This window comes from Mycolicibacterium thermoresistibile (assembly GCF_900187065.1).
GTDB lineage: Bacteria > Actinomycetota > Actinomycetes > Mycobacteriales > Mycobacteriaceae > Mycobacterium > Mycobacterium thermoresistibile.
In genome coordinates this window covers 2,693,912-2,719,772 of sequence record NZ_LT906483.1, presented here as the reverse complement: position 1 = coordinate 2,719,772, position 25,861 = coordinate 2,693,912, and the positions used below count along the sequence as shown (strand labels likewise).

The following is a 25,861-nucleotide window of genomic DNA, read 5'->3' as shown; positions in this document are numbered from 1 at the left end:
ACTCCTGAGGCCCGGGCGACGTCCCTAGCTAACCGGACGCGGCGAGCGCCTCCAGGGTGGCGGTGCAGAACGCGGGGAGGTCGTCGGGTCTGCGGCTGGACACCAGGGTGTTGGGGCCGTCGGTGCACACCACCACTTCCTTGTCGACCCAGTTCGCGCCGGCGTTGATCAGGTCGGTCTTCACGCTCGGCCACGACGTGAGCGTCCGGCCCCGGACCACGTCCGCCTCCACCAGCGTCCACGCGGCATGGCAGATCGACGCCACCGGCTTACCCGCGTCGAAGAAGCTCTTCACGAACGCCACCGCAGGGGGGTGCATCCGCAGGATGTCCGGGTTTGCGACGCCTCCGGGCAGCACCAGCCCGGCGTAGTCGGCCGCCGACACGCTGTCGGCGGCCACCTCCGCGTCGAAGGTGTCCGCCGGGGTCAGGTGATTGAACGCCTGCACCTTGCCGACCTCGGTGGACACCAGCTGCGGTGTGCCACCGGCTTGTTCGACCGCCTTCCACGGTTCGGTGAGCTCGACCTGTTCGACCCCCTCGGGGGCGACCAGGAATGCGACCTTCTTGCCGTTCAGTGCGGTTGTCATACACGCCTCCCTCACGAGGATGGGGCAGAGGAATTTCAGCGGGAGTACCCCACCTCGCGGGGCGGCAATCTCGGGTCAGTCTCCGGGTGGGCGGGGCATCCGCACCGTCTGCTCCATGCTGGGCAGCGGCACCTGTCGACCGATCACCCGGGTGGGTGTGTCGTCGTCCCCGGACCCGTGCAGGTCCCAGACGCTGCCGTCGGGTGTACCGGTGTCGTCGGCGCGGTCACCGTGGCCGGCGATCAACAGCCCCAGCAGCGCGCCGGCCACGCACAGCAGTGCGGTGATCGCGAAGATCTCGCCGTACTGCATCGCATACGCCTCGCGGTAGCGGGCGGCCTCCGCGGCCAGCCGGGCCGCCAGCGAGTCGCCGCCGGGCTCCCGGGCCGCCAGGCTCTGCAGGTGCTGGTTGAACCGGTACAGGCCCCACGCGGACAGCGCGGCGAGTCCGATCACCATGCCGATCATCCGGGCGACCACGACCGCCGCCGAGGCGATGCCGTGTTCGGCGGCCGGTACCACCCGCAGGGCCGCCGAGGTGAGCGGTCCGATCACCAGACCGAGCCCGATACCGACGATCGCCAGGTCGGTGTCGAGCACCGGCAGCGTGACCACGCCGAGGTCGTGGCGGGCCGCCAGCAGATCCACCGGCCAGTGCGAGATCAACCAGAATCCACCCGCGGCGATGAGCAGTCCGACGAACGTGACGATCCGGTCGCCGACCCGGGTGGCGAGCCAGCCGCCGATCAGCGCGCCGATCGGCAGCGCGATGAGGAACCGCAGCAGCAGCATCGCCGCCTCGAACTGATCCTTGCCGAGCACGCCCTGGCCGAACAGTTCGACGTTGACCAGGGTCACCATCAACGCCGCACCGGCGACGAACGAGGCCCCGAGCGCGGCGAGGAACGGCCGGAACCGGACACCCGCCGGATCGATCAGTTTGGTGCGGGCCCGCCGCTCCCAGACGAAGAACCCGATCAGCGTGACAGCAGCGGCCGCCAACAGCCACAACCGCCAGGTCGGCACCACTTCCCGGGCGCTGGGTTGCGGGTTGTACAGGCCCACCACGATCAGGAAGAGCGTGATCCCCAGCAGCACCCCGCCGACGACGTCGATCCTCTCGCGTGGCCCGTCCGGATCGCGGGCCGGCAGGCTGAAGTGGATCATCACCATCGCCAGCGCGGCCAGCGGCACGTTGACCCAGAACACCGATTCCCAGGCGCCGAACAGCCACACCATCGCGATGCCGTACAACGGGCCGAGCACCGCGCCGAGCTCCTGCGCGGCGCCGATCCCGCCGAGCACCCCGGCCCGGTTGCGTTCCGCCCACAGGTCGGCGGCCAGGGCCAGCGTCACCGGCAGCAGTGCCCCGCTGGCGGCGCCCTGGATGATGCGGCCGGTCACCAGCATGTGCAGGCTTTGCAGATCCCCGGCCAGCGCGGTGACCACCGAACCGATCGCGAACCCGGCCAGCCCGACCTGGATCAGCATCTTGCGGCCGAACCGGTCCGACGCCCGGCCCAGCAGCGGCATCGCCGCGATGTAGCCGAGCAGATAGCCGGTGATGATCGGCGTGACCTGATGGATCTTGTTCAGCGCGATGCCGACATCCCGCATGATGTCGACCATGATCGTGATCACCACATAGGTGTCGAGCGCACCCAGCAGCACTGCGAGGCTGCCCGCGCTGATCGCGATCGTGCGGTTGTGGCCGCGCGGCGGCCTGATGGCGGCGGCGGTGGCGCGCCGCATCACACCTCCGGCTTGACGACGGTGACGGGCTTGTTCCACTCGGACAGCGTCATGGTGACCGTGGTGCCCGAGTCGGGCTCCAGCTGGGCCTGGACCAGATCACGGGCACCGTCGGCGCGGATCCACGCGCCGGCCGGCACCGGGGCCTCGGCGCCGATCTGCGGTGCGATCGCGTTGACCGCCTCCGGGGTGACCGTGCCGGTGACGTGCAGCGTCCGCACCCCGTTGATGGTCTCGCGGCCCTCGACGGTGGCGTCGTCGGAGAAGTTGGCCAGCAGGTTGGCCAGGCCGGTGTCGGGGTTCAGGATCGCCGAGACGTCATAGATGTCGGCGGCGGGCCCGAAGTCGATGTAGTCGCCGGCGGCCAGCGCCGCGAACAGATTGCCCTCGGCGACGACGAAGTCCACATCCTCGAAACGCTGCCCCATCATGATGATGTCGGCGGTGCCGGTGGCGCCCACCTCGGGCACGTTGGTCAGGTCTCCCTGCAGCGTCTCGATCGGCAGTTCGGGAATCTCGCCCTGCACCGTCAGATCCAGGCGCACGCTCTGCAGGTCGCGGGTGGTCTGAGCGGCTTCCTCCAGGAGCGTCGCGGCATCCGGGGTCGGCTGCTCGGACTGGTCGGCCTGATCCTCCCCCGAGGAGCAGCCCGCGACCCCCACGATCAGGGCGACGAGCGCGAACAGGGCAAAGAGATTTCGGACCGGAACGGTTCGTCCAGCGTGGCGGAAGCGCGTCTGCATGAGTGCATCGTAGAGGGTGTGACCGAGTGCACCGAGGGGTCGACGCGCCGCCCGCGGCGGGCGTTCCCCGGTCGACTAGCCTGACCTGGTGTTCACCGGAATCGTCGAAGAGTTGGGTGAGATCGTCGAACGGGAGGATTTCGTCGGCCCGGCGGGGTCGTCGGCCCGCCTGGTGATCCGGGGCCCGGTCGTCACCAGCGACGCCCGGCACGGCGATTCGATCGCGGTGAACGGGGTGTGCCTCACCGTGGTGGAGGTCGCCGACGGGGCCTTCAGCACCGACGTGATGGGGGAGACGCTGAACCGGTCCAGCCTCGCTGTGCTGAAGCCGGGCAGCCGGGTCAACCTGGAGCGGGCCGCGGCCGTCAACAGCCGGCTGGGCGGCCACATCGTGCAGGGCCATGTCGACGGCACCGGAAATGTGATTTCCCGCACTCCGGCGCAGGGCTGGGAGGTGGTACGGATCGCGCTGCCGGCGGAGCTGTCCCGGTATGTGGTGCACAAGGGGTCGATCACGGTCGACGGGGTGTCGCTGACCGTGTCCGACCTGGGTCCGGACTGGTTCGAGGTGTCGTTGATCCCCACCACGCTGGAGCTCACCACCCTGGGAACCGTCGAGGTCGGCGCCCCGGTCAACCTCGAGGTCGACGTCATCGCCAAGTATGTGGAACGGCTGATGCGCCCGGACGGCCGCTGAGCGCGGGCAGGACCCTTCCGACGTGGTGGGCCATACTTGAGGGATCAGGACAGGTTCCACCGCGGAACCGGCGAAGGTGGCAGGTACATGGTGAGGCTGGACTCCGTCGATCGGGCGGTAGCCGATATCGCGGCCGGCAAGGCCGTCGTCGTCATCGATGACGAAGACCGCGAGAACGAGGGCGATCTGATTTTCGCCGCCGAGAAGGCGACGCCCGAGCTCGTGGCGTTCATGGTCCGCTACACCTCCGGCTACCTCTGTGTACCGCTCGAGGGCGAGATCTGCGACCGGCTCGGCCTGCTGCCGATGTACGCGATGAACCAGGACAAGCACGGCACCGCCTACACCGTCACGGTGGACGCCAAGCACGGTGTGACCACCGGGATCTCGGCGGCGGACCGGGCCACCACGATGCGGCTGCTGGCCGATCCGAACGCGGTCGCCGATGACTTCACCCGGCCGGGCCACGTGGTGCCGCTGCGCGCCAAGGAAGGCGGGGTGCTGCGCCGGCCCGGCCACACCGAGGCGGCCGTCGACCTGGCCAAGCTGGCCGGTCTGCAGCCCGCCGGCGCGATCTGCGAGATCGTCAGCCAGAAGGACGAGGGCGCGATGGCCAAGACCGACGAACTGCGGGTCTTCGCCGACGACCACGGCCTGGCGATGATCTCGATCGCCGATCTCATCGAGTGGCGGCGCAAGCACGAGAAGCACGTGGAACGGGTCGCCGAGGCCCGGATTCCGACCCGGCACGGCGAGTTCCGGGCGGTCGGTTACACCAGCATCTATGACGACGTCGAACATGTCGCGCTGGTGATGGGCGACATCGCGGGCCCGCACGGCGACGGGCACGACGTGCTGGTGCGGGTGCACTCGGAATGCCTGACCGGGGATGTGTTCGGATCCCGCCGCTGCGACTGCGGGCCGCAACTGGACGCCGCGCTGTCGATGGTGGCCCGCGAGGGCCGGGGCGTGGTGCTCTACATGCGGGGGCACGAGGGCCGCGGCATCGGGCTGATGCACAAACTGCAGGCGTATCAGCTGCAGGATGCCGGGGAGGACACCGTCGACGCGAACCTCAAGCTGGGCCTGCCGGCGGATGCCCGCGACTACGGCATCGGCGCCCAGATCCTCGTCGACCTCGGGGTGCGCTCGATGCGGCTGCTGACCAACAATCCGGCCAAACGCGCCGGCCTGGACGGTTACGGTCTGCACATCATCGAACGGGTGCCGTTGCCGGTCCGCGCGACCGCCGACAACATCCGCTACCTGATGACCAAACGGGACCGGATGGGTCACGACCTGGTCGGGCTGGAGGATTTCGACGAATCGGTGCGGATGGACGACTACGACGAGGGGGTCTACCTGCTCGGCGATCGCCGTCCCACCGATCTCGACCTGGGCGGGGCGCTGTGAGCAAAGCCGGTGTCCCGGATCTGCCGCAGCTGGACGCCTCCGGACTGAAGCTGGCGATCGTGGCCAGCACCTGGCATCAGAAGATCTGCGATGCGCTGCTCGACGGGGCCCGGAAGGTGGCCGCCGACGCCGGCATCACCGACCCCACCGTGGTGCGGGTCCTCGGCGCGATCGAGATCCCCGTGGTGGCACAGGCTTTGGCCGCCAACCATGACGCCGTGATCGCGTTGGGTGTGGTGATCCGCGGGGAGACACCGCATTTCGACTACGTGTGCGACGCGGTGACCCAGGGGTTGACCCGGGTGTCGCTGGACGCGTCCACGCCGGTGGCCAACGGTGTGCTGACCACCGACACCGAAGCGCAGGCGCTCGACCGCGCCGGGCTGCCGGGTTCGGCCGAGGACAAGGGCGGTCAGGCCGCGGCCGCCGCGCTGTCCACCGCGTTGACGCTGCGCGAGCTACGCTCGCAGATATGACGAAGGCACGCTGGGACATCGAGGTCCGGCCCCGGATGACACCGCGGTTCGCCTACGTCGCGGCGGCGATCATGGTCGCGGTCAACGTCGTGCTGGCGATCCTGCTTCCGGTCAAGCCCACCGGGGTGATCTACCGGACCGCCGATCAGGTGGCGTTCGTGCTGCTCGGCCTCGTGCTCGGCGGGGCGATTCTGCTCTTCACCCGGCCGCGGCTGCGGGTCGGCCCGCCCGGCGTCGCGGTCCGGAACCTGTTCGGGTACCGGGTGCTGCCGTGGTCCGAGGTGATCGACGTGTCGTTGCATCCCGGGGCGCGGTGGGCGCGCGTCGATCTGCCCGACGACGAGTATGTGCCCGCGATGGCGATCCAGCTCGTCGACAAGGAGCACGCCGCGGATGCGATGGAGCGGGTGCGCGAGCGCGTCGCCTATTACAAGGCCCAGCATCAGTCGAAGACCCGGTCGGCGAACTGACCGGGCGCTGCGCCTCGACCGGTCCCGTCGCTGAGTGTGCGCGGCTCGTGGTGACTGTGCGCTGACTGATCTGATGGTGCGGCCGCGGTGGCGAATCGCGCCGAATCGCACCGTGGTGGCACTCTCGTCGCCACCACCTCACTGTCGTCGCCACCACCTCACACTCGACGTCACCGCGGCACACCGAAGGCTGGGCCGCGGTCTGCGCTTCCGGGTCGGCGGCTGCTCAGCGGGTGTCGCCGGCCACCAGGCCTTCCCGCCGCGGATCGGCCCCACCGGCCCAGCCGTCGCGGTCGCGCACCAGCACCGCCAGCCCGCTGGACTGATCGGCCAGGTCGACGTGGTGGCCCAGCGCCCGCAGTCCCTGTACCAGCGGGTCGTGAGCGCCGTCGTCGGCGGTGTCGATACCGGGGTGCTCACCGCCGATCCTGGTGGTGGGGGAGTTCTCCGCACCGAACGCGACCAGCGACACCGCCTGCTGCGGGTCCAGCCCCCAGTCCAGAACCCCCACAAGCGTTCTGACCACGAACTGGATGATCGCGGCGCCGCCCGGCGAGCCCAGCACCGCGAACAGCTGTCCGCGGGCCCCCGGCGGCCCGGCCGGTGCCGGGTCGAACACCATCGTCGGGGCCATCGTGCTGCGCGGGCGCTTGCCGGGCTGGACCCGGTTGGCCACCGGCGTCCCGTCCTCGTCGACCGGTTCGGCGGCGAAGTCGGTCAGCTGGTTGTTCAGCATGAACCCGTCGACCATCCGGAACGAGCCGAACGACGATTCGATGGAGGTGGTCAACGCCGCGGCGTTGCCGTGCGCGTCGACGATGCTGATGTGGCTGGTGCCGTGCTCGGGGACCGGAACCGGCGCTCCGGCGGGTGCGTCGAATTCGCCCGGCGGGGCGGTGCCCACGGTGTGGTCGGCGGAGATCATCGCGGCCCGCGCGGCCAGATAGCCCGGATCGAGCAGGGTCCGCGGACCGTCGCCGGGCAGCGGTACGAAATCGGTGTCGGCGACGTAGCGGTCCCGGTCGGCATAGGCGAGCCGCTCGGCCTCGGTGATCAGGTGCACCCCCGCGACGGTGGGCCGCCCGCCGTTGCGGTCGATGTCGGTGGGCCGGTGGTCGCCCATCGGGAAGCGTTCGAGCATGGCCAGGGTGGCCGCCACCGCCAGCCCGCCCGACGACGGCGGCGGCATCCCGCACACCTGCCGCCCCCGGTACGGGGTGCACAGCGGTTCGCGCTGCTTCGCCGTGTACCGGGCGAGGTCCTCGGTGGTCATCAGGCCCGGGGTCCGGCCGTCGGTGGCGTCGGCGACCTCGGCGACGATGTTCTCCGCGATCGGCCCGGTGTAGAAGGCATCCGGACCGTCGGATGCGATGGCGGTCAGGGTCTTGGCGTAGGCCGGGTTGGTCAGCCGGGTGCCGGCCGGTTTCGGCTCACCGTTCTCGTCCAGGAAGTACGCCGCGGCGTCCGGGTCCAGCCGCAACTGCTCGGCGGCGTCGGCGATCGCCGCGGCCAGCCGCGGGCTCACATCGAACCCGTCGTCGGCGAGCTTCACGGCGGGCGCGAACAGATCCCGCCACGGCATCGCCCCGTGCTTGGCGTGCACATCGGCCAGCAGCCGCACGATCCCGGGCACCCCGATCGACCGGCCGGACGCCCGGACGTCGGGTCTGGGCTCGGTGCGGTCGGCGTCGCTGACCCACCGCAGATAGTCCTCGGTGGCCGCGGCCGGCGCCACCTCGCGACCGTCGGTGGCCTCCACCGTCGCGGTCGCCGCGTCGTAGTAGAGCAGGAAGCCGCCGCCCCCGATCCCCGACGACTGGGGTTCCACCAGCCCGAGCATCGCCTGCGCGGTCACCAGCGCGTCGGCCGCGGTGCCGCCGTCCCGCAGCACCCGGCAGGCCGCCTGGGTGGCCAGCGGGTTGGCGGTCACCACCGAATACCGCTTGGTGTGGACCGCGGTCATGTTCTTGCGGTAGCCGATGGCCAGCTCCGGGTTGATCGCCAGTTCGCGTTCGGCCATCGGGGACGGCGGGGCCGTCGGCGTCGGCGGCACCGGGGTGCCGTTGGAGATGATGTCGCACGGCACGGTCGCCGCCGGGATCGGACGCGGTCCGTCACCGGCGCACCCGGCCAGCACGAGGGCCCCACCGGCGAGAAGCGCCGTCACGGTGCGGGCGGAACGCAGAATCCGCATTGTTCGACGGTAAAACATCGCCCTGGCCGGGGGGTGCGGGTAGCCGACTAACCTGGGGGCGTGCCCGATCCATCGACGTACCGACCTGCACCCGGGTCCATCCCGGTCGAGCCGGGCGTCTACCGGTTCCGGGATCCCCACGGCCGCGTGCTGTACGTGGGAAAGGCCAAGAGCCTGCGCAGCCGGTTGACCTCGTACTTCGCCGACGTCAGCAGCCTGCCGCCGCGGACCCGGCAGATGGTGATGACCGCCTCCAGCGTGGAGTGGACGGTGGTCAGCACCGAGGTCGAGGCCCTGCAGCTCGAATACAACTGGATCAAGGAGTTCGACCCGCGGTTCAACGTCCGCTACCGCGACGACAAGTCCTATCCGGTGCTGGCGGTCACACTCAACGAGGAGTTCCCGCGGTTGATGGTCTACCGCGGGCCGCGGCGCAAGGGGGTCCGGTACTTCGGCCCGTACTCGCACGCCTGGGCGATCCGCGAAACGCTGGATCTGCTCACCCGGGTGTTCCCGGCGCGCACCTGCTCCCCCGGAGTGTTCAAGCGGCACAGGCAGATCGACCGGCCGTGTCTGCTCGGCTACATCGACAAGTGTTCGGCGCCGTGCATCGGGCGGGTCAGCGCCGAGGAGCATCGCAGGATCGTGCTCGATTTCTGCGACTTCCTGGCCGGCAAGACCGACCGGCTGGCGCGGGACATGGAGCAGCAGATGAACGCGGCGGCCGAGCAGCTCGACTTCGAGCGCGCGGCCCGGCTGCGGGACAACATCTCGGCGCTCAAACGCGCGTTGGAGAAGCAGGCCGTGGTGTTCGGCGACGGCACCGACGCCGATGTGGTGGCGTTCGCCGACGACGAGCTCGAGGCGGCCGTGCAGGTGTTCCACGTCCGGGGCGGCCGGGTGCGTGGGCAGCGCGGCTGGATCGTCGAGAAGTCCGGTGATCCGGAGCATTCCGGCGAACAACAGTTGGTCGAGCAGTTCCTCACCCAGTTCTACGGGGAACAGGCAGAACTCGGCGGCGCCAGCGACGGCGGCGGGGACGAGTTGGTGAACCCGGTGCCGCGGCAGGTGCTGGTGCCGTGTCTGCCGGACAACGCCGACGAGATCGAGGCGTTGCTGTCGAAGTTGCGCGGCTCCAAGGTGGTGTTGCGGGTGCCGCAGCGCGGTGACAAGAAGGCGCTCGCCGACACCGTCAAACGCAACGCACAGGATGCGTTGGCGCAGCACAAACTTCGGCGCGCCGGCGATTTCACAGCCAGATCCGCTGCGTTGCAGAACATTCAAGAGGCCCTCGGGCTGTCCGAAGCCCCGTTGCGCATCGAATGCATTGACGTGAGTCACATTCAGGGCACCGATGTGGTGGCCTCGCTGGTGGTGTTCGAGGACGGCCTGCCGCGCAAGTCCGACTACCGCCGCTACGCCATCCGGGAGGCGGCCGGTGACGGTCGGTCCGATGACGTCGCGTCGATCGCCGAGGTGACCCGGCGGAGGTTCCAGCGGCATCTGCTCGACACCCAGTCGGTCACCGAGATGGCCGCGGAGGGGCGGTCCCGCAAATTCGCCTATCCGCCAAACCTGTTCGTGGTCGACGGCGGTGCGCCTCAGGTCAACGCCGCGCAACGGGTGCTCGACGAACTGGGGGTCACCGATGTCGCGGTGATCGGACTGGCGAAGCGGTTGGAGGAGGTGTGGGTGCCCGGGGAACCGGATCCGGTCATCCTTCCCCGCAACAGCGAGGGGCTGTACCTGTTGCAGCGGGTGCGCGACGAGGCGCACCGGTTCGCCGTCACCTACCACCGCAGCAAACGATCCAAGCGGATGACCGCGTCCGCGCTGGACTCGATACGGGGGCTGGGGGAGCACCGCCGCAAGGCGTTGGTGACCCACTTCGGTTCGGTGGCCAGGCTGCGTGAGGCGACGCTGGAGGAGATCACCGAGGTGCCCGGAATCGGAATCGCCACCGCGAAAGCGGTCAAGGAGGCACTCGACAAGCAGCTGCGCCCGGCGCCGGTGCGGCCGGAATCCGGTGCACAGCCGGTCGTGATGGGCGATGATCAGAACAGGGCATCGGGATGACGGACTACCACTCAGACGACGAACTGCGCGGTGGCCCCGGGGTTGGGGCCACCTTGGATTCTGGGACAGATCCGGAGGCCGGTACCGAGTCGGGCATCGATGTCGTGCTGGTCACCGGGCTGTCCGGGGCCGGCCGCGGCACGGCCGCCAAGGTGCTCGAGGATCTCGGCTGGTATGTCGCCGACAACCTGCCCCCGGAGCTGATCGCCCGCATGGTCGAACTCGGCCTGGCCGCCGGGTCGCGCATCACCCAGCTGGCGGTGGTGATGGATGTGCGGTCCCGGGGGTTCACCGGGGACCTCGACGGGGTGCGCCAGGAGTTGGCCACCCGCAACATCGTCCCGCGGGTGTTGTTCCTCGACGCCTCCGACGACATCCTGGTGCGCCGCTATGAGCAGAACCGGCGCAGCCACCCGCTGCAGGGGCGTCAGACGCTGGCCGAGGGCATCGCCGCCGAACGCGCCATGCTGGCGCCGGTGCGGGCGGCCGCCGATCTCGTCATCGACACGTCGGCGCTGTCGGTGCCCGCGCTGCGGGAGAACATCGAGCGGGCGTTCGGTGGGGACACCGTGGCGCACACCAACGTCACCGTGGAGTCGTTCGGCTACAAGTACGGGCTGCCGATGGACGCCGACACCGTGATGGACGTGCGGTTCCTGCCCAATCCGCACTGGGTCGACGCGCTGCGGCCGTACTCGGGTCAGCACGAGGCGGTCCGGGACTATGTGTTGAGTCAACCCGGCGCCGCGGACTTTCTGGACACTTACCATCGGTTGCTGAACCTGGTCATCGACGGGTACCGCCGGGAGGGGAAGCGATATATGACCGTTGCCATCGGGTGCACCGGCGGCAAACATCGGAGCGTCGCCATCGCCGAGGCGTTGGCAGCGCGTCTGGAGGGCGGCGATCAGTTGACGGTGCGGGTGCTGCACCGGGATCTGGGCCGCGAATGAGCCCGCGGATCGTTGCGCTCGGTGGTGGGCACGGCCTGTATGCGACGTTGTCGGCGGCGAGGCGGATCACGCCCCATGTCACCGCGGTGGTGACGGTCGCCGACGACGGCGGTTCCTCGGGGCGGCTGCGCGCCGAACTGGACGTGATCCCACCCGGGGATCTTCGAATGGCGTTGGCGGCATTGGCTTCCGACAGCCCGCACGGCAGGCTGTGGGCGACGATCATCCAGCACCGGTTCGGTGGCAGCGGCGCGCTGGCGGGTCATCCGATCGGCAACCTGATGCTCGCCGGACTCAACGAGGTGCTCGCCGATCCGGTGGCCGCACTCGATGAACTCGGCCGGATCCTCGGGGTCAAGGGCCGGGTGCTGCCGATGTGCCCGATCGCGCTGCAGATCGAGGCCGACGTCTCCGGTCTGGAGGCCGATCCGCGGATGAGCCGGGTGATCCGCGGGCAGGTGGCCATCGCCACCACGGTCGGCAAGGTGCGCCGGGTGCGGCTGCTCCCCGGGAACCCGCCGGCCACCAGGCAGGCGGTGGACGCGATCATGGCCGCCGATCTGGTGGTGCTCGGTCCCGGGTCGTGGTTCACCAGCGTCATCCCGCATCTGTTGGTGCCCGACCTGGCGGCCGCGCTGAAGGCCACCGCTGCCCGCCGGGCCCTGGTGTTGAATCTGGCCGCCGAGCCCGGGGAGACCGCCGGGTTCTCGGTGGAACGCCACATCCATGTGTTGTCGCAGCACGCGCCGGACTTCACCGTGCACGACATCATCGTCGACGCCAGCCGGGTTCCCAGTGCGCGGGAGCGCGAGCAGCTCAGCCGCACCGCGAAAATCCTTCGGGCTCAGGTCGAATTTGCCGACGTGGCCCGACCTGGTACACCTTTACATGACCCGGCGAAGCTGGCCGAGGCATTGTCCGGTGCTCTTGCGCACCGAGCGGTTGCCAGCAGGAATTCGCAGGAACCAACCGTCCCCACTCCCGTCAGCCTGACGGGCGAGGGTGCGCGTGAACAGCAGACACTGAACGGACCGAGAGGTGACGACCCGTGGCGATGACAGCCGAGGTCAAGGACGAACTCAGCCGGTTGGTGGTCACGTCGGTGACCGCCCGTCGGGCTGAAGTGGCGTCGTTGCTGCGCTTCGCAGGCGGGCTGCACATCGTGAATGGCCGGGTCGTGGTGGAGGCCGAGGTCGACCTCGGTATCACCGCCCGCCGCCTACGGCAGGCGATCTATGACCTGTACGGCTATACCGCTGCGGTGCAGGTACTTTCGGCCAGCGGTGTGCGAAAGAACACCCGCTATGTGGTACGCGTGGTCAAGGACGGCGAGGCGCTGGCCAGACAGACCGGCCTGCTGGACATGCGGGGCCGGCCGGTGCGTGGACTGCCGGCCCATGTGGTGGGCGGCAGCATCGCCGATGCCGAAGCCGCTTGGCGTGGTGCGTTTTTGGCGCACGGATCGTTGACCGAGCCGGGACGGTCGTCGGCGCTGGAGGTGAGCTGCCCGGGGCCCGAGGCGGCGCTGGCGCTGGTCGGTGCGGCCCGGCGGCTCGGGGTCAGCGCCAAGGCGCGTGAGGTGCGCGGCAGTGACCGGGTGGTGGTGCGCGACGGAGACGCCATCGGCGCGTTGCTGACCCGGATGGGCGCGCAGGACACCAGGCTCACCTGGGAGGAGCGGCGGATGCGCCGCGAGGTCCGTGCGACGGCGAATCGGTTGGCGAACTTCGACGATGCCAACCTGCGCCGCTCGGCGCGCGCCGCGGTGGCCGCCGCCGCGCGGGTGGAGCGGGCCCTGGAGATCCTCGGTGATTCGGTGCCGGAACACCTGGCCGCCGCCGGGAGGTTGCGGATCGAGCACCGCCAGGCGTCACTGGAGGAACTCGGTCGGCTGGCCGATCCGCCGATGACCAAAGACGCTGTGGCAGGCCGAATTCGGCGGCTGCTGTCGATGGCCGACCGCAAGGCGAAGCAGGAGGGCATTCCCGACACCGAGTCGGCGGTCACCCCGGAGCTGCTCGAAGAGGCCTAGCGGGTGGTGTGCACCACCTGAACGAATTACCGTCGACTCATGGAATGTCTGCGGGTCGGGATCGCACCGTCGACCCCGCCGTTCTGCGACAGCCACGGCGCCGGGCTCGACGTCGACCTGATGACCGAGGTCGGCCGGGTGCTCGGCACCGAGGTCCGGTTCGTCGAGTTCCGCGGCGCCGACTTCAGCGGCGTCTTCGACGAGCTGACCGCCGGCGCCTGCGACTGTGTGGCGGCCGGCGTCAGCGTGCTGCCGGAGCGCTCGGCCCGGGTGGCGTTCGCCCCGCCCTACCTCATCTCCGGGCAGGCGCTGGCCGTCGCCGCCGCGCGGCTGCCGCAGGTGACCTCGGTGGGGGAGCTGGCCGGCCGCACGATCGGCGTGCAGCGCGGCCGCTCGGCGGTCCGGCTGGCAGAACAGCTGGTCGCCGACGGGGCGGCGGCCGGGGTGCGCAGGTACGACTACGGCGACCTCGCCGCCGTGCTGGCCGGCCTGGCCGCCGGCGAATGCGATGCGGTGCTCGAACTCGCCCCGGTGCTGACCGCGGCGGCCGGTCCGGTCTCCGGCGTCGACGTGGTGCAGAGCCGGCTGACCACCGAGGAGATCGCGATCGCGGTGCGGCCCGACGATCAGCGGTTACTCGGCCGGCTCACCGTCGCGCAGGCAGAACTCGAGGACGACGGCACCTTGCAGCGATTACGCCGCAAATGGCTCGGCAACCCCTATACCGACCAGCGTCTTGCAGCCCATTAGGCTGGCCGATAGCAGTTTGATCAGCGACTAAGGGAGAGAACCGTGACGATCCGGGTAGGCGTGAACGGCTTCGGCCGCATCGGACGCAACTTCTACCGGGCTCTGGCCGCGCAGCAGGCCGAAGGCAAGAGCACCGACGTTGAAATCGTGGCGGTCAACGATCTCACCGACAACGCCACGCTGGCGCATCTGCTCAAGTTCGACTCCATCCTCGGCCGGCTGCCCGAGGAGGTGTCGCTCGAGGGTGAGGACACCATCGTCATCGGTTCCACGAAGATCAAGGCGCTGGCCATCAAGGAGGGCCCGTCGGCGCTGCCGTGGGGCGATCTCGGGGTGGACGTGGTCCTCGAGTCGACCGGCATCTTCACCGACGCCGCCAAGGCCCGCGGCCACCTGGAGGCCGGCGCCAAGAAGGTGATCATCTCCGCACCGGCCAAGGGTGAGGACCTGACCGTGGTGCTCGGCGTCAACGACGACAAGTACGACGGCAGCCAGAACATCATCTCCAACGCCTCGTGCACCACGAACTGCCTCGCGCCGCTGGCCAAGGTGCTGCACGACGAGTTCGGGATCGTCAAGGGCCTGATGACCACCGTGCACGCCTACACCCAGGATCAGAACCTGCAGGACGGCCCGCACAAGGATCTGCGCCGCGCCCGCGCCGCCGCGATCAACATCGTCCCGACCTCGACCGGCGCCGCCAAGGCGATCGGTCTGGTGATGCCGGAGCTGCAGGGCAAGCTCGACGGCTACGCGCTGCGGGTGCCGATCCCCACCGGCTCGGCCACCGACCTGACCGCCGAGCTGGCCAAGGCCGCCACCGTCGACGAGATCAACGCCGCGATGAAGGCGGCCGCGGAGGGTCCGCTCAAGGGCATCCTGAAGTACTACGACGCGCCGATCGTGTCGTCGGACATCGTCACCGATCCGCACAGCTCGCTCTACGACGCCGGGCTGACCAAGGTGATCGACAACCAGGTCAAGGTCGTGTCCTGGTACGACAACGAGTGGGGCTACGCCAACCGGTGTGTCGACCTGGTGGCGATGGTCGGTAAGTCGCTGTAGCCCGATGACGGTCAAAACCCTCGAAGACCTTCTGGCCGAAGGGGTGTCGGGCCGCGGCGTGCTGGTGCGGTCCGACCTCAACGTGCCGCTGGACGACTCGGGCGACATCACCGACCCGGGCCGGGTGATCGCCTCGGTGCCGACCCTGAAGGCGCTGGCCGAAGCCGGCGCCAAGGTGGTCGTCACCGCACACCTGGGCCGGCCCAAGGGCACCCCGGATCCCAAGCTGTCGCTCGCTCCGGTGGCCGCCGCGCTCGGGGAGCGCCTGGGCCGGCACGTGCAGCTGGCCGGCGATGTGGTGGGCGCCGACGCGTTGGCCCGCGCCGAGGGCCTCACCGACGGTGACGTCCTGCTGCTGGAGAACGTCCGGTTCGATCCGCGGGAGACCAGCAAGGACGACGGCGAGCGGGCGGCGCTGGCCCGCGCGCTGGTCGAGCTGGTCGGAGACGACGCGGCCTTCGTCTCGGACGGGTTCGGCGTGGTGCACCGCAAGCAGGCCTCGGTCTACGACGTCGCCAAGCTGCTGCCGGCCTACGCCGGCACGTTGGTGGCCACCGAGGTCAAGGTGCTCGAGCAGCTCACCGAGTCCACCGACCGGCCGTACGCCGTGGTGCTCGGCGGCTCGAAGGTGTCGGACAAGCTGGCGGTCATCGAGCGACTGGCGCAGAAGGCCGACAGCCTCGTCATCGGCGGCGGCATGTGCTTCACCTTCCTTGCCTCGCAAGGACTCTCGGTGGGCAAGTCGCTGGTGCAGCCGGAGATGATCGACACCTGCCGGCAGCTGCTGGACACCTACGCCGACGTCATCCACGTCCCGGTGGACATCGTCGTCGCGGACGAGTTCGCCGCCGACTCGCCGTCGGAAATCGTTGCCGCCGACCAAATCCCCGACGGCAAGATGGGTCTGGACATCGGGCCGGGCACGGTGCAGCGATTCACCAACCTGTTGTCCAACGCAAAGACGGTGTTCTGGAACGGCCCGATGGGCGTGTTCGAGTTCCCGGCGTTCGCGGCGGGCACCAAGGGGGTGGCCGAGGCGATCATCGGGGCGACCGCCAAGGGCGCGTTCAGCGTTGTCGGCGGCGGGGATTCGGCCGCCGCGGTGCGGCAACTGGGGCTGCCCGAAGACGGGTTCTCCCACATCTCGACCGGTGGCGGAGCGTCACTGGAATACCTTGAGGGCAAGGTGTTGCCGGGTCTGGAGGTACTGGAATCGTGAGCCGTAAGCCGCTGATCGCCGGCAACTGGAAGATGAATCTGAACCATTTCGAAGCGATCGCACTGGTTCAGAAGATCGCCTTCGCGCTGCCGGCGAAGTACTTCGACAAGGTCGACGTCGCGGTGCTGCCGCCGTTCACCGACCTGCGCAGCGTGCAGACCCTGGTCGACGGCGACGATCTGCGGCTCACCTACGGGGCCCAGGACCTGTCGCAGCACGACTCGGGGGCCTACACCGGTGAGATCAGCGGGGCGTTCCTGGCCAAGCTGGGCTGCACCTACGTGATCGTCGGCCACTCCGAGCGGCGCACCTACCACCACGAGGACGATGCGCTGGTGGCCGCGAAGGCCAGGGCGGCGTTCCGCCACGATCTGATCCCGATCGTGTGCATCGGCGAGCCGCTGGAGGTCCGCGAGGCCGGCAACCACGTCGCACACAACCTCGAGATGCTGCGCGGATCGCTCGCCGGGCTGTCGGCCGAACAGATCGGCCGCGCGGTCATCGCCTACGAACCGGTGTGGGCGATCGGGACCGGCCGGGTGGCCAGCGCCGCCGACGCGCAGGAGGTGTGCAAGGCGATCCGCGACGAGCTGGGCAACCTGACCTCGCCGGAGATCGCCGCCGGGGTGCGGGTGCTCTACGGCGGGTCGGTGAACGCCAAGAACGTCGGCGAGATCGTCGCGCAGGAGGACGTCGACGGCGCCCTCGTCGGCGGTGCGTCCCTGGACGGGGAGCAGTTCGCGACGCTGTCGGCCATCGCAGCAGGCGGGCCGCTACCGTGAGGCGCCCCGCCGTGACGGGTCCGGTAAGGTGGCGGCCATGATTCTGGCCCTGCAGATCACCCTGTTGATCACCAGCGTTCTGGTGATCCTGCTGGTGCTACTGCATCGTGCCAAGGGTGGCGGTCTGTCCACCCTGTTCGGCGGCGGTGTGCAGTCCAGCCTGTCCGGCTCGACGGTGGTCGAGAAGAACCTGGACCGGCTGACGCTGTTCGTCACCGGCATCTGGCTGGTGGCGATCATCGGCGTCGCGCTGCAGATCAAGTACGGCTGACCGTCACCCCATCGCCGGGCCGACCGGAACGGTCGGCGGCACCACGGCCGGTGGCGGCTGGGCCGGATCGAGCACCACGGCCGGCAGGTCGCTGATCTGACCGGGTGGAATTCCGCGCGGACCCGGCTGGTCGCCCTGGGTCTCGGCTGACGGGGCCCGGCAGGTGGGCCAGCCGTACTCGTCCGGCGTGGTGGGATCGGGGATCCCGCCCGAGTCGAAGCAGCACTTGACCGGGTCGCGGATCGTCTTCTTCATGCAGTTGTCGTACTCCTCGATGTCCCAGGGGTCGTCGTCGGGCACGGCCGCGGCGTTCGCCGCCAGGCCGAACGCCAGGAGTGCCGTACCGCACGCGGTCGCCAAACGACCGAGATATCGGGTGTTGCGGTGGGAGATGTGGTCGGTCATGTTCGTCCTCCCCGTTGCCGCTTTCAGCATGCGCCGGAGATGGTCGCAGGGTGGCCTTTCGGTAATTTCCGACCACCGCCCCAGAGATCGTTGCAAACGGAATATGTCGAGGTCACACGGATCGCGCCGGTCCGGTCCCGGCGGTACGATCCGATCACCCGATCGGGGGGGGTCGTGATGTCTGCACGTGTGCGGGTCCCGCCAGCCAGGATTGCCCGGACGGCCGACGCCGCGAGGCACTACCTGCTGCGGTTGCAGCAGAAGCTCACCGCGCCGCAGGCGGTGATGCTCGAGATGATCCTCGCGGGCTGGACATCACAGGCCCTCACTACCGCCGCCGACCTCGGGGTGGCCGATGCGCTGGCGGACGGTCCGCTGGCCATCGGGGATCTGGCGCGAAAGGTCGACGCCGACCCGGAGCGGCTCGCACGGTTGATGTGCGCCTTGACCAGTAGGGGAGTCTTCCGGCAGCGCCGCGACGGCCGATACGCGCTCAATGCGCTGGCGACGACGTTGCGGTCGGATGCGTCGGCGTCGCTGGCGGGTGCGGCGCGGTTCTACGGATCGCGGCTGCATCGCGAGCATTGGAGCATGCTGACGGACTCGGTGCGGACCGGAAAACCCGGTGTCCCCACGCTGCGCGGGATGGACTGGTGGCAATTCAGCGCCGCCAACCCCGAATTCGGCGATCTCTTCAACGGGGCGATGACGAGCATCTCGGAGTTGAGCGCCCCCGTGGTGGCGGCGGCCTACGATTTCTCACCGTTCCCGACGATCGTGGACGTGGGCGGCGGGCACGGCCGACTCTTGTCTGCCATCCTGGCGGCGACGCCGACCGCGCGCGGAGTGTTGTTCGACCTTCCCGACGTGGTGGCTGATGCTCCGGCGCTGTTGCGCGCCCACGGAGTCGCCGACCGCGTCGACATCGTCGGAGGTTCGTTCTTCGACGCGGTGCCAGACGGAGACGCATACGTACTCAAGAACGTCATCCATGATTGGGACGATGACGAAGCACTGCCGATTCTGGGGAACATCCGCTCCGCCCTGTCCGACCGGGGCGCAATCTTGCTGGTGGAGATGGTGATACCGTCGCACCATCGCGAATTCTTGGGCAACATGGTCGACTTGGAGATGCTCAACGGCGGTAACGCCCGGGAACGCACCGCCGACGAATACCGCAGCCTGCTTGCTCGGGCGAACCTGCGGATGACCCGGGTCGTGGCCACTGCCGGCCCCTACAGCGTGATCGAGGCGCGCGCGGCATAGGCGTACCGGGAAGCGAAGCTAGCCAAGTCCCTCGAGGATGCGATCCCGGATCGCGGACAGCGTGTGACGCTGCCAGAGCGCCTGTACCGGAACCAGTAGCGGTGGAGTGAGGTCGACGACCTGTACTCGACCGTTCATCGTCGGACCGGCCGCGGCGGTGACGAAGGCGATGCCACCCGTGGTCAACGGGGCGGCCACCGTTGCGGCACCCTGCACCCGGCTGACCACGTAGTCGGGTTCGAAGCCGGCGCGCCGGCACGCGCCCATCAGGAAATCGCTGTAGTAGGACGTCCCGGGTGGAGCCCACAGCGCTACCTGCTCGCGAGCGAGTTCGGTGATGTCGACCGACTCCCGCGCCGCCAGCGGATGGCTGTCGACGAACGCTACCCGGACCCGGTGGTAGCCGATCACCGCCGTCGCCAGTTCCGGGGTCGGGACCACCCCGCGGCGCAATCCCAGCTGCACCGTGCCGTCAAAAACCGCGTCGGTCAACGCATCCGGATAAAGTTGGCGCAGCGTGAACGAGGTGCTCGGGTACGCGGTGACGGCCGGTTCGATCAATGCGTACGCCTCGGCGCCGCTGAGCGCGGGAGTGTGACCGATCACGTAGTGTGCCTGCGCGGCCGCTTCGGTCTGCCGGACGTGCTCGGCGACGGTGCGCGCCGCCGCCAGTAACGGCTTGCCTTCGGCGAGCAGCGTCCGGCCCGCCGTCGTCAATGAGATACGCCGCCCATCGCGGGTGAACAGGTCCGCGCCCACGTCGTTCTCCAGCGCCCGCACCGCGCTGCTGAGCGCCTGTTGGCTGAGGTGCAAAGTGGCGGCGGCCCGGGTGAAACTGCCCAGTTCGGCGACCGCGACGAACTGGGCGAGCCGCCGTAGATCAATCTTCGGCGAAGGCACGCTGTCAGCCTATCCACAAACTTCTCTTGTGTATATCACGGTTTTTTCTGTTTTTCATTTGTGCATGTTCGCCCTACCGTCCTGTTTATGACGAAACCGCAGAAAACAGCAGTCGTGGCGGCCGGAGCCAAGAACCTCGGTGGCCTGATCAGCACCACGCTGGCCGAGCGTGGAGTGAACGTCGCGGTGCACTATCACAGCGCGGCGACCGAACCGGATGCAGACAAGACCGTCGCGGCCGTGGAAGCCACCGGCGCCCGCGCCATCAAGGTGCAGGGCGATCTGACGGTACCGGCGAACGTCACCCGGCTGTTCGACGCCACCGTCGAGGCGTTCGGCGGGGTGGACATCGCCGTCAACACGGTCGGTCGGGTGCTGCGTAAGCCGATCGTGGAAACCACGGAGGCCGAATACGACGCGATGTTCGACATCAACGCCAAAGCCGCCTACTTCTTCCTGCAGGAGGCCGGTAAACGGCTCAACGACGGTGGTTCGGTGGTCACGATCCTGACCGCTCTGCTGGCCGCATTCACCGACGGATACTCCACCTACGCCGGCGCGAAGAGCCCGGTCGAACACTTCACCCGTGCCGCCGCCAAAGAGTTTGCACCACGGCAGATCTCGGTGAACAACGTGGCGCCGGGGCCGATGGACACTCCGTTCTTCTACGGTCAGGAGACACCCGAGCGGGTGACGTTCCACAAGTCGCAGGGTCTGGGCAACAGGCTGACCCGCATCGAGGACATCGCCCCGCTGGTGGCGTTTCTCACCGACGAAGGGCACTGGATCACCGGTCAGACGATCTTCGCCAACGGTGGATACACGACCCGGTGACCCGGGCGGCGCCAAGCTGGACGCGACCGACCGGGCCCGACTGCTGCAGTATCTGGACGATGAACTCGCCGCCGACATCAACCTGGCCACGCTGGCCGAACACGTCGGCTTGACGGTCCGAGAATTCACCGCGGCCTTCGGTGCGGCCTTCCACACGTCCCCGTATCAGTTCGTCCTGGACCGACGCATCGCCCGCGCCAAGGTGCTGCTGCGCACCACGGCGCGGGCGATCACCGATGTCGCTACTGCGGTGGGCTTTTCGACGCCGAGCCACTTTGCCACCACATTCAAGAACCGGGTGGGCATGGCGCCCAGCGCGTACCGCAATGGCTCCTCAGCGGGGCCTCACCCAGCATCCTCGGGTGCTTCGTCGGGTTCAGTCCCGTCGGGTGCCGTGTCTTCTGCGGTGTCTTCTGCGGTGTCCTCCGGCGCCGAATCCGCGCCGGCAGGGTCGTCACCGCCGCCGTGATTCGGGTTCGTGCAGATGGTGCCCTCACACGGCACGTAGCTGTTGCTGCCGTCCGGATTGGGGATGGCGTAGGGATGGACGTAACTGCCGGCCGGACAGGCCGGGTCCTCCGTCTGCGCGCAGTACTCCTGGGTGAGGTTGTTTCCGGTGGAACCGTCGGCGCCGGTCGGTCCGCCGTTGACCGGCTGTCCATTGGCGTCCCACGCCCCGGGCGCGCCGCCGGCACCGTGGTTCGGGTTCGTGCAGATGGTGCCCTCGCACGTGACGTAGCTGGCGCTACCGTCCGGGTTCGGGATCGCGTCGGCCGCCACGAAGCTGCCGGCCGGGCAGGCCGGATCCTCGTGTCGGGCACAGTACTCCAGGGTCAGGTTGTTACCTGTGGAGCCGTCGGCGCCGACCGGTCCGCCGTTGACCGGTTGGCCATTGGCGTCCCAATGGCCCACGCCGCGATCCAGCGCGGCGTGCGGTCCCACATAGCTGCCCGTCGGACAGTTCGGGTCGGCGTTGTGGGCGCAATAGTGCTTGTCGTGGCCGGCGGATTCGGGACCGTCTGCGGTGTCGGAAGTACTCCCACACGAGGTCATGAACAGCGTGAGAACCGTGCCTAGGAACACGGCGGCAGAACCGCGCGCCATAACCAGCGTCATCATCCTCCTTATGTGATTTTCCGTCGAACCGACGCTAGTGGCACGCGACGGCATCTGCTTTCGAATTCTGGCGGCGGACATACTGGGGGATATGGCTGAATCCATTGACTCCCTGGAACCGATCGGGTCGGTGACCCGAACGCACGTCGGCCGGGAGGCGACCGAGCCGATGCGGGAGGACATCCGGCTGCTCGGAGCTATCCTCGGCGACACCATCCGCGAACACCACGGCGAAGAGGTGTTCGACCTCGTCGAATGGGCGCGGGTGGAGTCGTTCCGGGTGCGCCGCTCCGAGATCGACCGCGCCGAACTGGCGGCCAAGTTCCGCGGTATCGCCCCCGAGCAGGCGATCCCGGTGATCCGCGCGTTCACCTACTTCGCCTTGCTGGCCAACGTCGCCGAGGACATCCACCGGGAACGACGCCGGGCCGTCCACGTCGCGGCCGGGGAACCGCCGCCGGACGGCACGCTGGCCGCCACCTATCGCAAACTCGACGCCGCCGGCCTGCCCGCCGACCGGGTGGCCGCGGCGCTGACCGGGGCGGTGGTGTCACCGGTGATCACCGCACACCCCACCGAGACCCGGCGGCGCACCGTGTTCGAGGCCCAGCACCGGGTGACCGAGCTGATGCGGCTGCGGCTGCACGGTCACACCCACACCGAGGACGGCCGCGAGATCGAGCGGGAACTGCGCCGGCACATCCACACGTTGTGGCAGACCGCGCTGATCCGGCTGTCGCGCCTGACCATATCCGATGAGATCGACACCGGACTGCGCTACTACGAGGCCGCGTTCTTCCAGGTCATCCCGCAATTGAACGCCGAGGTGCGGTCCGCGTTGCAGGCTCGCTGGCCGCAGACCCGGGTGCTCGACGAGCCGATCGTGCGGCCGGGCTCGTGGATCGGCGGTGACCGCGACGGCAACCCCAACGTCACCGGTGAGATCGTCTGGTCGGCCGCCTCCAACGCCGCCTACACCGCGCTGCGGCACTACTTCGACGAGCTCACCGCCCTGGAGCAGGAACTGTCGCTGTCGGCCCGGCTCGCCCGCGTCACCCCCGAGCTGACCGAACTCGCCGACCGGTGCGATGAACCGGCCCGCCGCGACGAACCGTACCGCCGCGCGCTGCGGGTCATCCACGGCCGGCTGACCGCCACCGCGGCCGAGATCCTCGACCGCCGGCCGGAACACACCCTCGACCTGGGCTTGCCCCGCTATCACAGCCCGGCGGAGATGCTGGCCGACCTCGACGTCGTCGACGACTCGCTGCGTCGCAACGGCAGCGCGGTGATCGCCGACGATCGGCTGGCCCGGCTGCGCGAAGCGGTGCGCACCTTCGGGTTTCATCTGTGCGGGCTGGACCTGCGGCAGAACTCCGACGTGCACGAGGAGGTCGTCGCCGAACTGCTGGCCTGGGCCGGGGTGCACCCGGACTACCGTGCGCTGACCGAGTCCGAGCGGATCAAGCTGCTGGTCGACGAACTGAGCATCCGCCGTCCGTTGACCCGGCCCGACGACCGGTCCGGGCTGTCCGAGCTCACCCGGAAGGAACTCGACATCTTCGCCGCGGCGGCGCGGGCGGTGCGGGTGTACGGTCCGCCGGCGATCCCGAACTACATCATCTCGATGTGTCAGTCGGTGTCGGACATGCTCGAACCGGCGTTGCTGCTCAAGGAGGTGGGGCTGCTCGACGCGGCCGGGGAGCGCCCGTACTGCCCGATCGGGATCGTGCCGCTGTTCGAGACGATCGACGACCTGGAGCGCGGCGCTTCGATTCTGGAAGCGGCGCTGGATGTTCCGCTGTACCGGACGCTGGTGGCGGCGCGGGGGAACACCCAGGAGGTGATGCTCGGGTATTCCGACTCCAACAAGGACGGCGGATATCTGGCGGCGAACTGGGCGCTGTACCGCGCCGAACTCGACCTGGTGGAGACCGCCCGCCGGACCGGGATCCGGTTGCGGCTGTTCCACGGCCGGGGCGGCACCGTCGGCCGCGGCGGCGGGCCCAGTTACCAGGCGATCCTGGCGCAGCCACCCGGCGCGGTGAGCGGATCGCTGCGGCTCACCGAGCAGGGCGAGGTCATCGCCGCGAAGTACGCCGAACCGCGCCTGGCCTACCGCAACCTGGAGACCCTGGTGGCGGCCACCCTCGAAGCCACCCTGCTCGACGTGGAGGGGCTGGGGGACGCCGCCGAACCCGCCTACCGGGCGCTGGACGAGCTGGCCGCCCGGGCCCGCCGCGCCTACTCCGAACTGGTCCATGAGACACCGGGTTTCGTGGACTATTTCAAGGCGTCCACACCGGTCAGCGAGATCGGCGAACTCAACATCGGCAGTCGCCCGGTGTCCCGCAAGCCGACCACCTCGATCGCGGATCTGCGGGCGATCCCGTGGGTGCTGGCCTGGAGCCAGTCGCGGGTGATGCTGCCCGGCTGGTACGGCACCGGCACCGCGTTCGAGGAGTTCATCGACGCCGGCCCGGAACCCGCCGAGGAGCGGCTGCGGCTGTTGCAGGATCTGTACCGGCGGTGGCCGTTCTTCGCCAGTGTGCTGTCGAACATGGCCCAGGTGCTGGCGAAGTCGGACATGGGGCTGGCCGCCCGCTACGCCGAACTGGTCGAGGACGAGGCACTGCGCCGCCGGGTGTTCGACAAGATCGTCGCCGAACACGCCCGCACCCTCCGGATGCACCGGCTGATCACCGACGACGAACTGCTGGCGGACAACCCCGCGCTGGCCCGCTCGGTGTTCAACCGGTTCCCGTACCTGGAACCGCTCAACCACCTGCAGGTCGAGCTGCTGCGCCGGTACCGCTCCGGGGAGGACGACGAACGGGTCAAACGCGGCATCCTGTTGACCATGAGCGGGCTGGCCACCGCGCTGCGCAACAGCGGCTGAGCACCGGAGCCCGGACTCGGCTAGCGCCCGGGTTTGCCGCGCAATGCGTTCACCACGCCGCGCACCGCCGATTCGGTCATCGCCACCGGGGACAACACCGACTCGCCGAGCTCGACCAGCCGTTCCACCCGGGTGACGATCCCCTCCATCCGGTCCACCACCGCGATCAGCCGCGGGGCCAGCTCGTCGATGCGGCTGATGGTGTTGTTGAACCGTTCCAACGTGGTGTCGAGGTTGGCCGTCGACTTGTCCAGGTCTTCGAGGGTTTCGCTGAGCCCCTCGAGGATGGTGTCGACCTGTTCGACCGTGACGTCGGCGTTGAGCGCCGCCTGCGCGAGTTTCCTGATCCGCTCCGGTCCGGTCCGCGCAGGTCGACCGCTTCTGTCCGCCATGCCGCACATTATGACGGCCCCAGCGGGAACCGCTGGGCATAACGCGGCGTCTGACCGGATGTGGAGACGCCAGATACCGCCTCCCGGCGCTGCCGGGACGACCCGCTTCGCGTCGTGCGCGGACCGAACCAGACCGGCGCCGACTTCGAGCGGGGATTCCGCGACGGGCGCCGGGAGTCAGAACGGCGGCGGTTTGTCGTTCCGGGCGAGCCGTTCGGCGAGGAGTAGATCCCGGCGGGCGATGCGCGCCGCGTTGTGTTGCCGCTCCAGCGCGATGCGGTAGGCCTCGTCCTCGGCGCGGGTGCGGTTGCGCAGCGGCATCTTCGCGCCGCGGTCGGCGCCGTCCGGCGGCTTGGTCTGCGAGACCTCGACCTCGCCGGTCGGCCGGCCGAGCTGTGCGAAGAACTCCGCGCCGGCCGGAGTGGTGGTGTACGTCCGGCCGCTCGGCGCCCGCCACACCACCGTGCCGTCCGGAAGCTGCACATCGCTCCATCCGCGTCCGCCGGTCCAGAAGGTCTTCAGCAGGTGGTGTCACCTACTGGCTAAACCACACTTCTGGCGTGACGT

The 25,861-nt window shown here is 69.2% G+C and carries 25 protein-coding genes and 1 pseudogene; 17 read left to right on the top strand and 9 right to left on the bottom strand.

Features of this window, described 5'->3' with window-relative positions; translation table 11 throughout:
- Positions 1 to 28 precede the first annotated feature (28 nt).
- The 3 genes from CKW28_RS12725 to CKW28_RS12715 form a co-directional block, all read right to left on the bottom strand.
- Positions 29 to 589: a type 1 glutamine amidotransferase domain-containing protein gene (locus CKW28_RS12725; protein ID WP_003925430.1), complete on the bottom strand. Its 561-nt coding sequence runs from the start codon at positions 587 to 589 to the stop codon at positions 29 to 31.
- A 75-nt stretch (positions 590 to 664) separates the two neighbouring features.
- Positions 665 to 2,341 (bottom strand): MFS transporter, encoded by a 1,677-nt coding sequence (locus CKW28_RS12720; RefSeq protein WP_003925429.1) that lies wholly within the window; start codon positions 2,339 to 2,341, stop codon positions 665 to 667.
- The gene (locus CKW28_RS12715; protein WP_003925428.1) at positions 2,341 to 3,084 is read right to left on the bottom strand and encodes an LppX_LprAFG lipoprotein; all 744 of its coding nucleotides are present in this window, start codon (positions 3,082 to 3,084) and stop codon (positions 2,341 to 2,343) included. The genes CKW28_RS12720 and CKW28_RS12715 overlap by 1 nt, the downstream gene beginning before the upstream one ends.
- A gap of 88 nt (positions 3,085 to 3,172) precedes the next feature.
- On the opposite strand from CKW28_RS12715, the gene CKW28_RS12710 reads away from it, so the two are divergent.
- From CKW28_RS12710 to CKW28_RS12695, 4 genes are all read left to right on the top strand, one after another.
- Positions 3,173 to 3,781 carry a riboflavin synthase gene (locus CKW28_RS12710; RefSeq protein ID WP_003925427.1) on the top strand — a complete coding sequence of 203 codons (609 nt, stop codon included), beginning with the start codon at positions 3,173 to 3,175 and terminating at the stop codon, positions 3,779 to 3,781.
- An 87-nt stretch (positions 3,782 to 3,868) separates the two neighbouring features.
- Complete coding sequence (locus CKW28_RS12705; RefSeq protein WP_003925426.1) at positions 3,869 to 5,194, top strand: bifunctional 3,4-dihydroxy-2-butanone-4-phosphate synthase/GTP cyclohydrolase II; 1,326 nt, start codon at positions 3,869 to 3,871, stop codon at positions 5,192 to 5,194.
- Entirely contained in the window at positions 5,191 to 5,670 is a 480-nt protein-coding gene (ribH, locus tag CKW28_RS12700; RefSeq protein ID WP_003925425.1) for a 6,7-dimethyl-8-ribityllumazine synthase, read from the top strand. The genes CKW28_RS12705 and ribH overlap by 4 nt, the downstream gene beginning before the upstream one ends.
- Positions 5,667 to 6,140: a PH domain-containing protein gene (locus CKW28_RS12695; protein ID WP_003925424.1), complete on the top strand. Its 474-nt coding sequence runs from the start codon at positions 5,667 to 5,669 to the stop codon at positions 6,138 to 6,140. The genes ribH and CKW28_RS12695 overlap by 4 nt, the downstream gene beginning before the upstream one ends.
- 226 nt (positions 6,141 to 6,366) lie before the next feature.
- On the opposite strand, the gene ggt is transcribed toward CKW28_RS12695, so the two are convergent.
- A complete protein-coding gene (ggt, locus tag CKW28_RS12690; RefSeq protein ID WP_003925423.1) occupies positions 6,367 to 8,334 on the bottom strand; it encodes a gamma-glutamyltransferase in 1,968 nt (655 codons plus the stop codon).
- A 60-nt stretch (positions 8,335 to 8,394) separates the two neighbouring features.
- On the opposite strand from ggt, the gene uvrC reads away from it, so the two are divergent.
- Genes uvrC through secG form a run of 9 tightly spaced genes read left to right on the top strand, consistent with a single transcriptional unit; the run spans position 8,395 to position 17,482 of the window.
- Positions 8,395 to 10,410 carry an excinuclease ABC subunit UvrC gene (uvrC, locus tag CKW28_RS12685; RefSeq protein WP_003925422.1) on the top strand — a complete coding sequence of 672 codons (2,016 nt, stop codon included), beginning with the start codon at positions 8,395 to 8,397 and terminating at the stop codon, positions 10,408 to 10,410.
- Positions 10,407 to 11,363, top strand: coding sequence for an RNase adapter RapZ (gene rapZ / locus CKW28_RS12680; RefSeq protein ID WP_003925421.1), 957 nt, complete (start codon positions 10,407 to 10,409; stop codon positions 11,361 to 11,363). The genes uvrC and rapZ overlap by 4 nt, the downstream gene beginning before the upstream one ends.
- Positions 11,360 to 12,421, top strand: coding sequence for a uridine diphosphate-N-acetylglucosamine-binding protein YvcK (gene yvcK, locus CKW28_RS12675; protein ID WP_003925420.1), 1,062 nt, complete (start codon positions 11,360 to 11,362; stop codon positions 12,419 to 12,421). The genes rapZ and yvcK overlap by 4 nt, the downstream gene beginning before the upstream one ends.
- Complete coding sequence (gene whiA, locus CKW28_RS12670) at positions 12,418 to 13,395, top strand: DNA-binding protein WhiA (protein ID WP_003925419.1); 978 nt, start codon at positions 12,418 to 12,420, stop codon at positions 13,393 to 13,395. Before yvcK ends, whiA begins: the two co-directional genes overlap by 4 nt.
- A 39-nt stretch (positions 13,396 to 13,434) precedes the next feature.
- The gene (locus CKW28_RS12665) at positions 13,435 to 14,145 is read left to right on the top strand and encodes an ABC transporter substrate-binding protein (RefSeq protein ID WP_003925418.1); all 711 of its coding nucleotides are present in this window, start codon (positions 13,435 to 13,437) and stop codon (positions 14,143 to 14,145) included.
- Positions 14,146 to 14,187: 42 nt separating this feature from the next.
- Entirely contained in the window at positions 14,188 to 15,210 is a 1,023-nt protein-coding gene (gene gap, locus CKW28_RS12660) for a type I glyceraldehyde-3-phosphate dehydrogenase (protein ID WP_003925417.1), read from the top strand.
- Positions 15,211 to 15,214: 4 nt separating this feature from the next.
- Entirely contained in the window at positions 15,215 to 16,429 is a 1,215-nt protein-coding gene (locus CKW28_RS12655) for a phosphoglycerate kinase (RefSeq protein ID WP_003925416.1), read from the top strand.
- A complete protein-coding gene (gene tpiA, locus CKW28_RS12650; protein WP_003925415.1) occupies positions 16,426 to 17,211 on the top strand; it encodes a triose-phosphate isomerase in 786 nt (261 codons plus the stop codon). Before CKW28_RS12655 ends, tpiA begins: the two co-directional genes overlap by 4 nt.
- Before the next feature lie 37 nt (positions 17,212 to 17,248).
- Positions 17,249 to 17,482: a preprotein translocase subunit SecG gene (secG, locus tag CKW28_RS12645; RefSeq protein ID WP_040546889.1), complete on the top strand. Its 234-nt coding sequence runs from the start codon at positions 17,249 to 17,251 to the stop codon at positions 17,480 to 17,482.
- A gap of 3 nt (positions 17,483 to 17,485) precedes the next feature.
- Here the strand turns inward: secG and CKW28_RS12640 are convergent, their stop codons facing one another.
- Positions 17,486 to 17,887, bottom strand: a complete 402-nt coding sequence (locus tag CKW28_RS12640; protein ID WP_003925413.1) for a hypothetical protein — start codon at positions 17,885 to 17,887, stop codon at positions 17,486 to 17,488.
- A 177-nt stretch (positions 17,888 to 18,064) separates the two neighbouring features.
- Here CKW28_RS12640 and CKW28_RS12635 point away from each other — a divergent pair, with 177 nt between their 5' ends.
- Complete coding sequence (locus CKW28_RS12635; RefSeq protein ID WP_040546887.1) at positions 18,065 to 19,153, top strand: methyltransferase; 1,089 nt, start codon at positions 18,065 to 18,067, stop codon at positions 19,151 to 19,153.
- An 18-nt stretch (positions 19,154 to 19,171) separates the two neighbouring features.
- Here the strand turns inward: CKW28_RS12635 and CKW28_RS12630 are convergent, their stop codons facing one another.
- A complete protein-coding gene (locus CKW28_RS12630; protein ID WP_003925411.1) occupies positions 19,172 to 20,053 on the bottom strand; it encodes a LysR family transcriptional regulator in 882 nt (293 codons plus the stop codon).
- A gap of 87 nt (positions 20,054 to 20,140) precedes the next feature.
- Between CKW28_RS12630 and CKW28_RS12625 the strand changes: the two genes are divergently transcribed.
- Positions 20,141 to 20,887, top strand: coding sequence for an SDR family oxidoreductase (locus CKW28_RS12625; protein ID WP_040546697.1), 747 nt, complete (start codon positions 20,141 to 20,143; stop codon positions 20,885 to 20,887).
- Positions 20,868 to 21,203, top strand: a pseudogene (locus CKW28_RS24150) (helix-turn-helix transcriptional regulator); the annotation flags it as partial. The gene CKW28_RS12625 and the pseudogene CKW28_RS24150, both read left to right, overlap by 20 nt.
- Before the next feature lie 29 nt (positions 21,204 to 21,232).
- Here the strand turns inward: CKW28_RS24150 and CKW28_RS12615 are convergent.
- Positions 21,233 to 21,940: a hypothetical protein gene (locus tag CKW28_RS12615; protein ID WP_050811962.1), complete on the bottom strand. Its 708-nt coding sequence runs from the start codon at positions 21,938 to 21,940 to the stop codon at positions 21,233 to 21,235.
- 154 nt (positions 21,941 to 22,094) lie between these two features.
- On the opposite strand from CKW28_RS12615, the gene ppc reads away from it, so the two are divergent.
- Complete coding sequence (gene ppc, locus CKW28_RS12610) at positions 22,095 to 24,902, top strand: phosphoenolpyruvate carboxylase (protein ID WP_003925408.1); 2,808 nt, start codon at positions 22,095 to 22,097, stop codon at positions 24,900 to 24,902.
- Positions 24,903 to 24,922: 20 nt separating this feature from the next.
- Here the strand turns inward: ppc and CKW28_RS12605 are convergent, their stop codons facing one another.
- Positions 24,923 to 25,294: a hypothetical protein gene (locus CKW28_RS12605; RefSeq protein WP_003925407.1), complete on the bottom strand. Its 372-nt coding sequence runs from the start codon at positions 25,292 to 25,294 to the stop codon at positions 24,923 to 24,925.
- 177 nt (positions 25,295 to 25,471) lie between these two features.
- Positions 25,472 to 25,777: a hypothetical protein gene (locus tag CKW28_RS12600; protein ID WP_003925406.1), complete on the bottom strand. Its 306-nt coding sequence runs from the start codon at positions 25,775 to 25,777 to the stop codon at positions 25,472 to 25,474.
- Positions 25,778 to 25,861 lie beyond the last annotated feature (84 nt).

Coding starts and splice junctions, on each gene's coding strand:
- CKW28_RS12655 (WP_003925416.1), top strand. CDS start 15,215: ATGACGGTCAAAACCCTCGAAGACCTTCTGGCCGAAGGGGTGTCGGGC.
- CKW28_RS12615 (WP_050811962.1), bottom strand. CDS start 21,940: ATGACCTCGTGTGGGAGTACTTCCGACACCGCAGACGGTCCCGAATCC.
- CKW28_RS12720 (WP_003925429.1), bottom strand. CDS start 2,341: ATGCGGCGCGCCACCGCCGCCGCCATCAGGCCGCCGCGCGGCCACAAC.
- CKW28_RS12635 (WP_040546887.1), top strand. CDS start 18,065: ATGTCTGCACGTGTGCGGGTCCCGCCAGCCAGGATTGCCCGGACGGCC.
- CKW28_RS12640 (WP_003925413.1), bottom strand. CDS start 17,887: ATGACCGACCACATCTCCCACCGCAACACCCGATATCTCGGTCGTTTG.
- rapZ (WP_003925421.1), top strand. CDS start 10,407: ATGACGGACTACCACTCAGACGACGAACTGCGCGGTGGCCCCGGGGTT.
- CKW28_RS12625 (WP_040546697.1), top strand. CDS start 20,141: ATGACGAAACCGCAGAAAACAGCAGTCGTGGCGGCCGGAGCCAAGAAC.
- CKW28_RS12665 (WP_003925418.1), top strand. CDS start 13,435: ATGGAATGTCTGCGGGTCGGGATCGCACCGTCGACCCCGCCGTTCTGC.
- ppc (WP_003925408.1), top strand. CDS start 22,095: ATGGCTGAATCCATTGACTCCCTGGAACCGATCGGGTCGGTGACCCGA.
- CKW28_RS12725 (WP_003925430.1), bottom strand. CDS start 589: ATGACAACCGCACTGAACGGCAAGAAGGTCGCATTCCTGGTCGCCCCC.
- CKW28_RS12695 (WP_003925424.1), top strand. CDS start 5,667: ATGACGAAGGCACGCTGGGACATCGAGGTCCGGCCCCGGATGACACCG.
- CKW28_RS12605 (WP_003925407.1), bottom strand. CDS start 25,294: ATGGCGGACAGAAGCGGTCGACCTGCGCGGACCGGACCGGAGCGGATC.
- secG (WP_040546889.1), top strand. CDS start 17,249: ATGATTCTGGCCCTGCAGATCACCCTGTTGATCACCAGCGTTCTGGTG.
- whiA (WP_003925419.1), top strand. CDS start 12,418: ATGACAGCCGAGGTCAAGGACGAACTCAGCCGGTTGGTGGTCACGTCG.
- ggt (WP_003925423.1), bottom strand. CDS start 8,334: ATGCGGATTCTGCGTTCCGCCCGCACCGTGACGGCGCTTCTCGCCGGT.
- CKW28_RS12705 (WP_003925426.1), top strand. CDS start 3,869: ATGGTGAGGCTGGACTCCGTCGATCGGGCGGTAGCCGATATCGCGGCC.
- CKW28_RS12715 (WP_003925428.1), bottom strand. CDS start 3,084: ATGCAGACGCGCTTCCGCCACGCTGGACGAACCGTTCCGGTCCGAAAT.
- yvcK (WP_003925420.1), top strand. CDS start 11,360: ATGAGCCCGCGGATCGTTGCGCTCGGTGGTGGGCACGGCCTGTATGCG.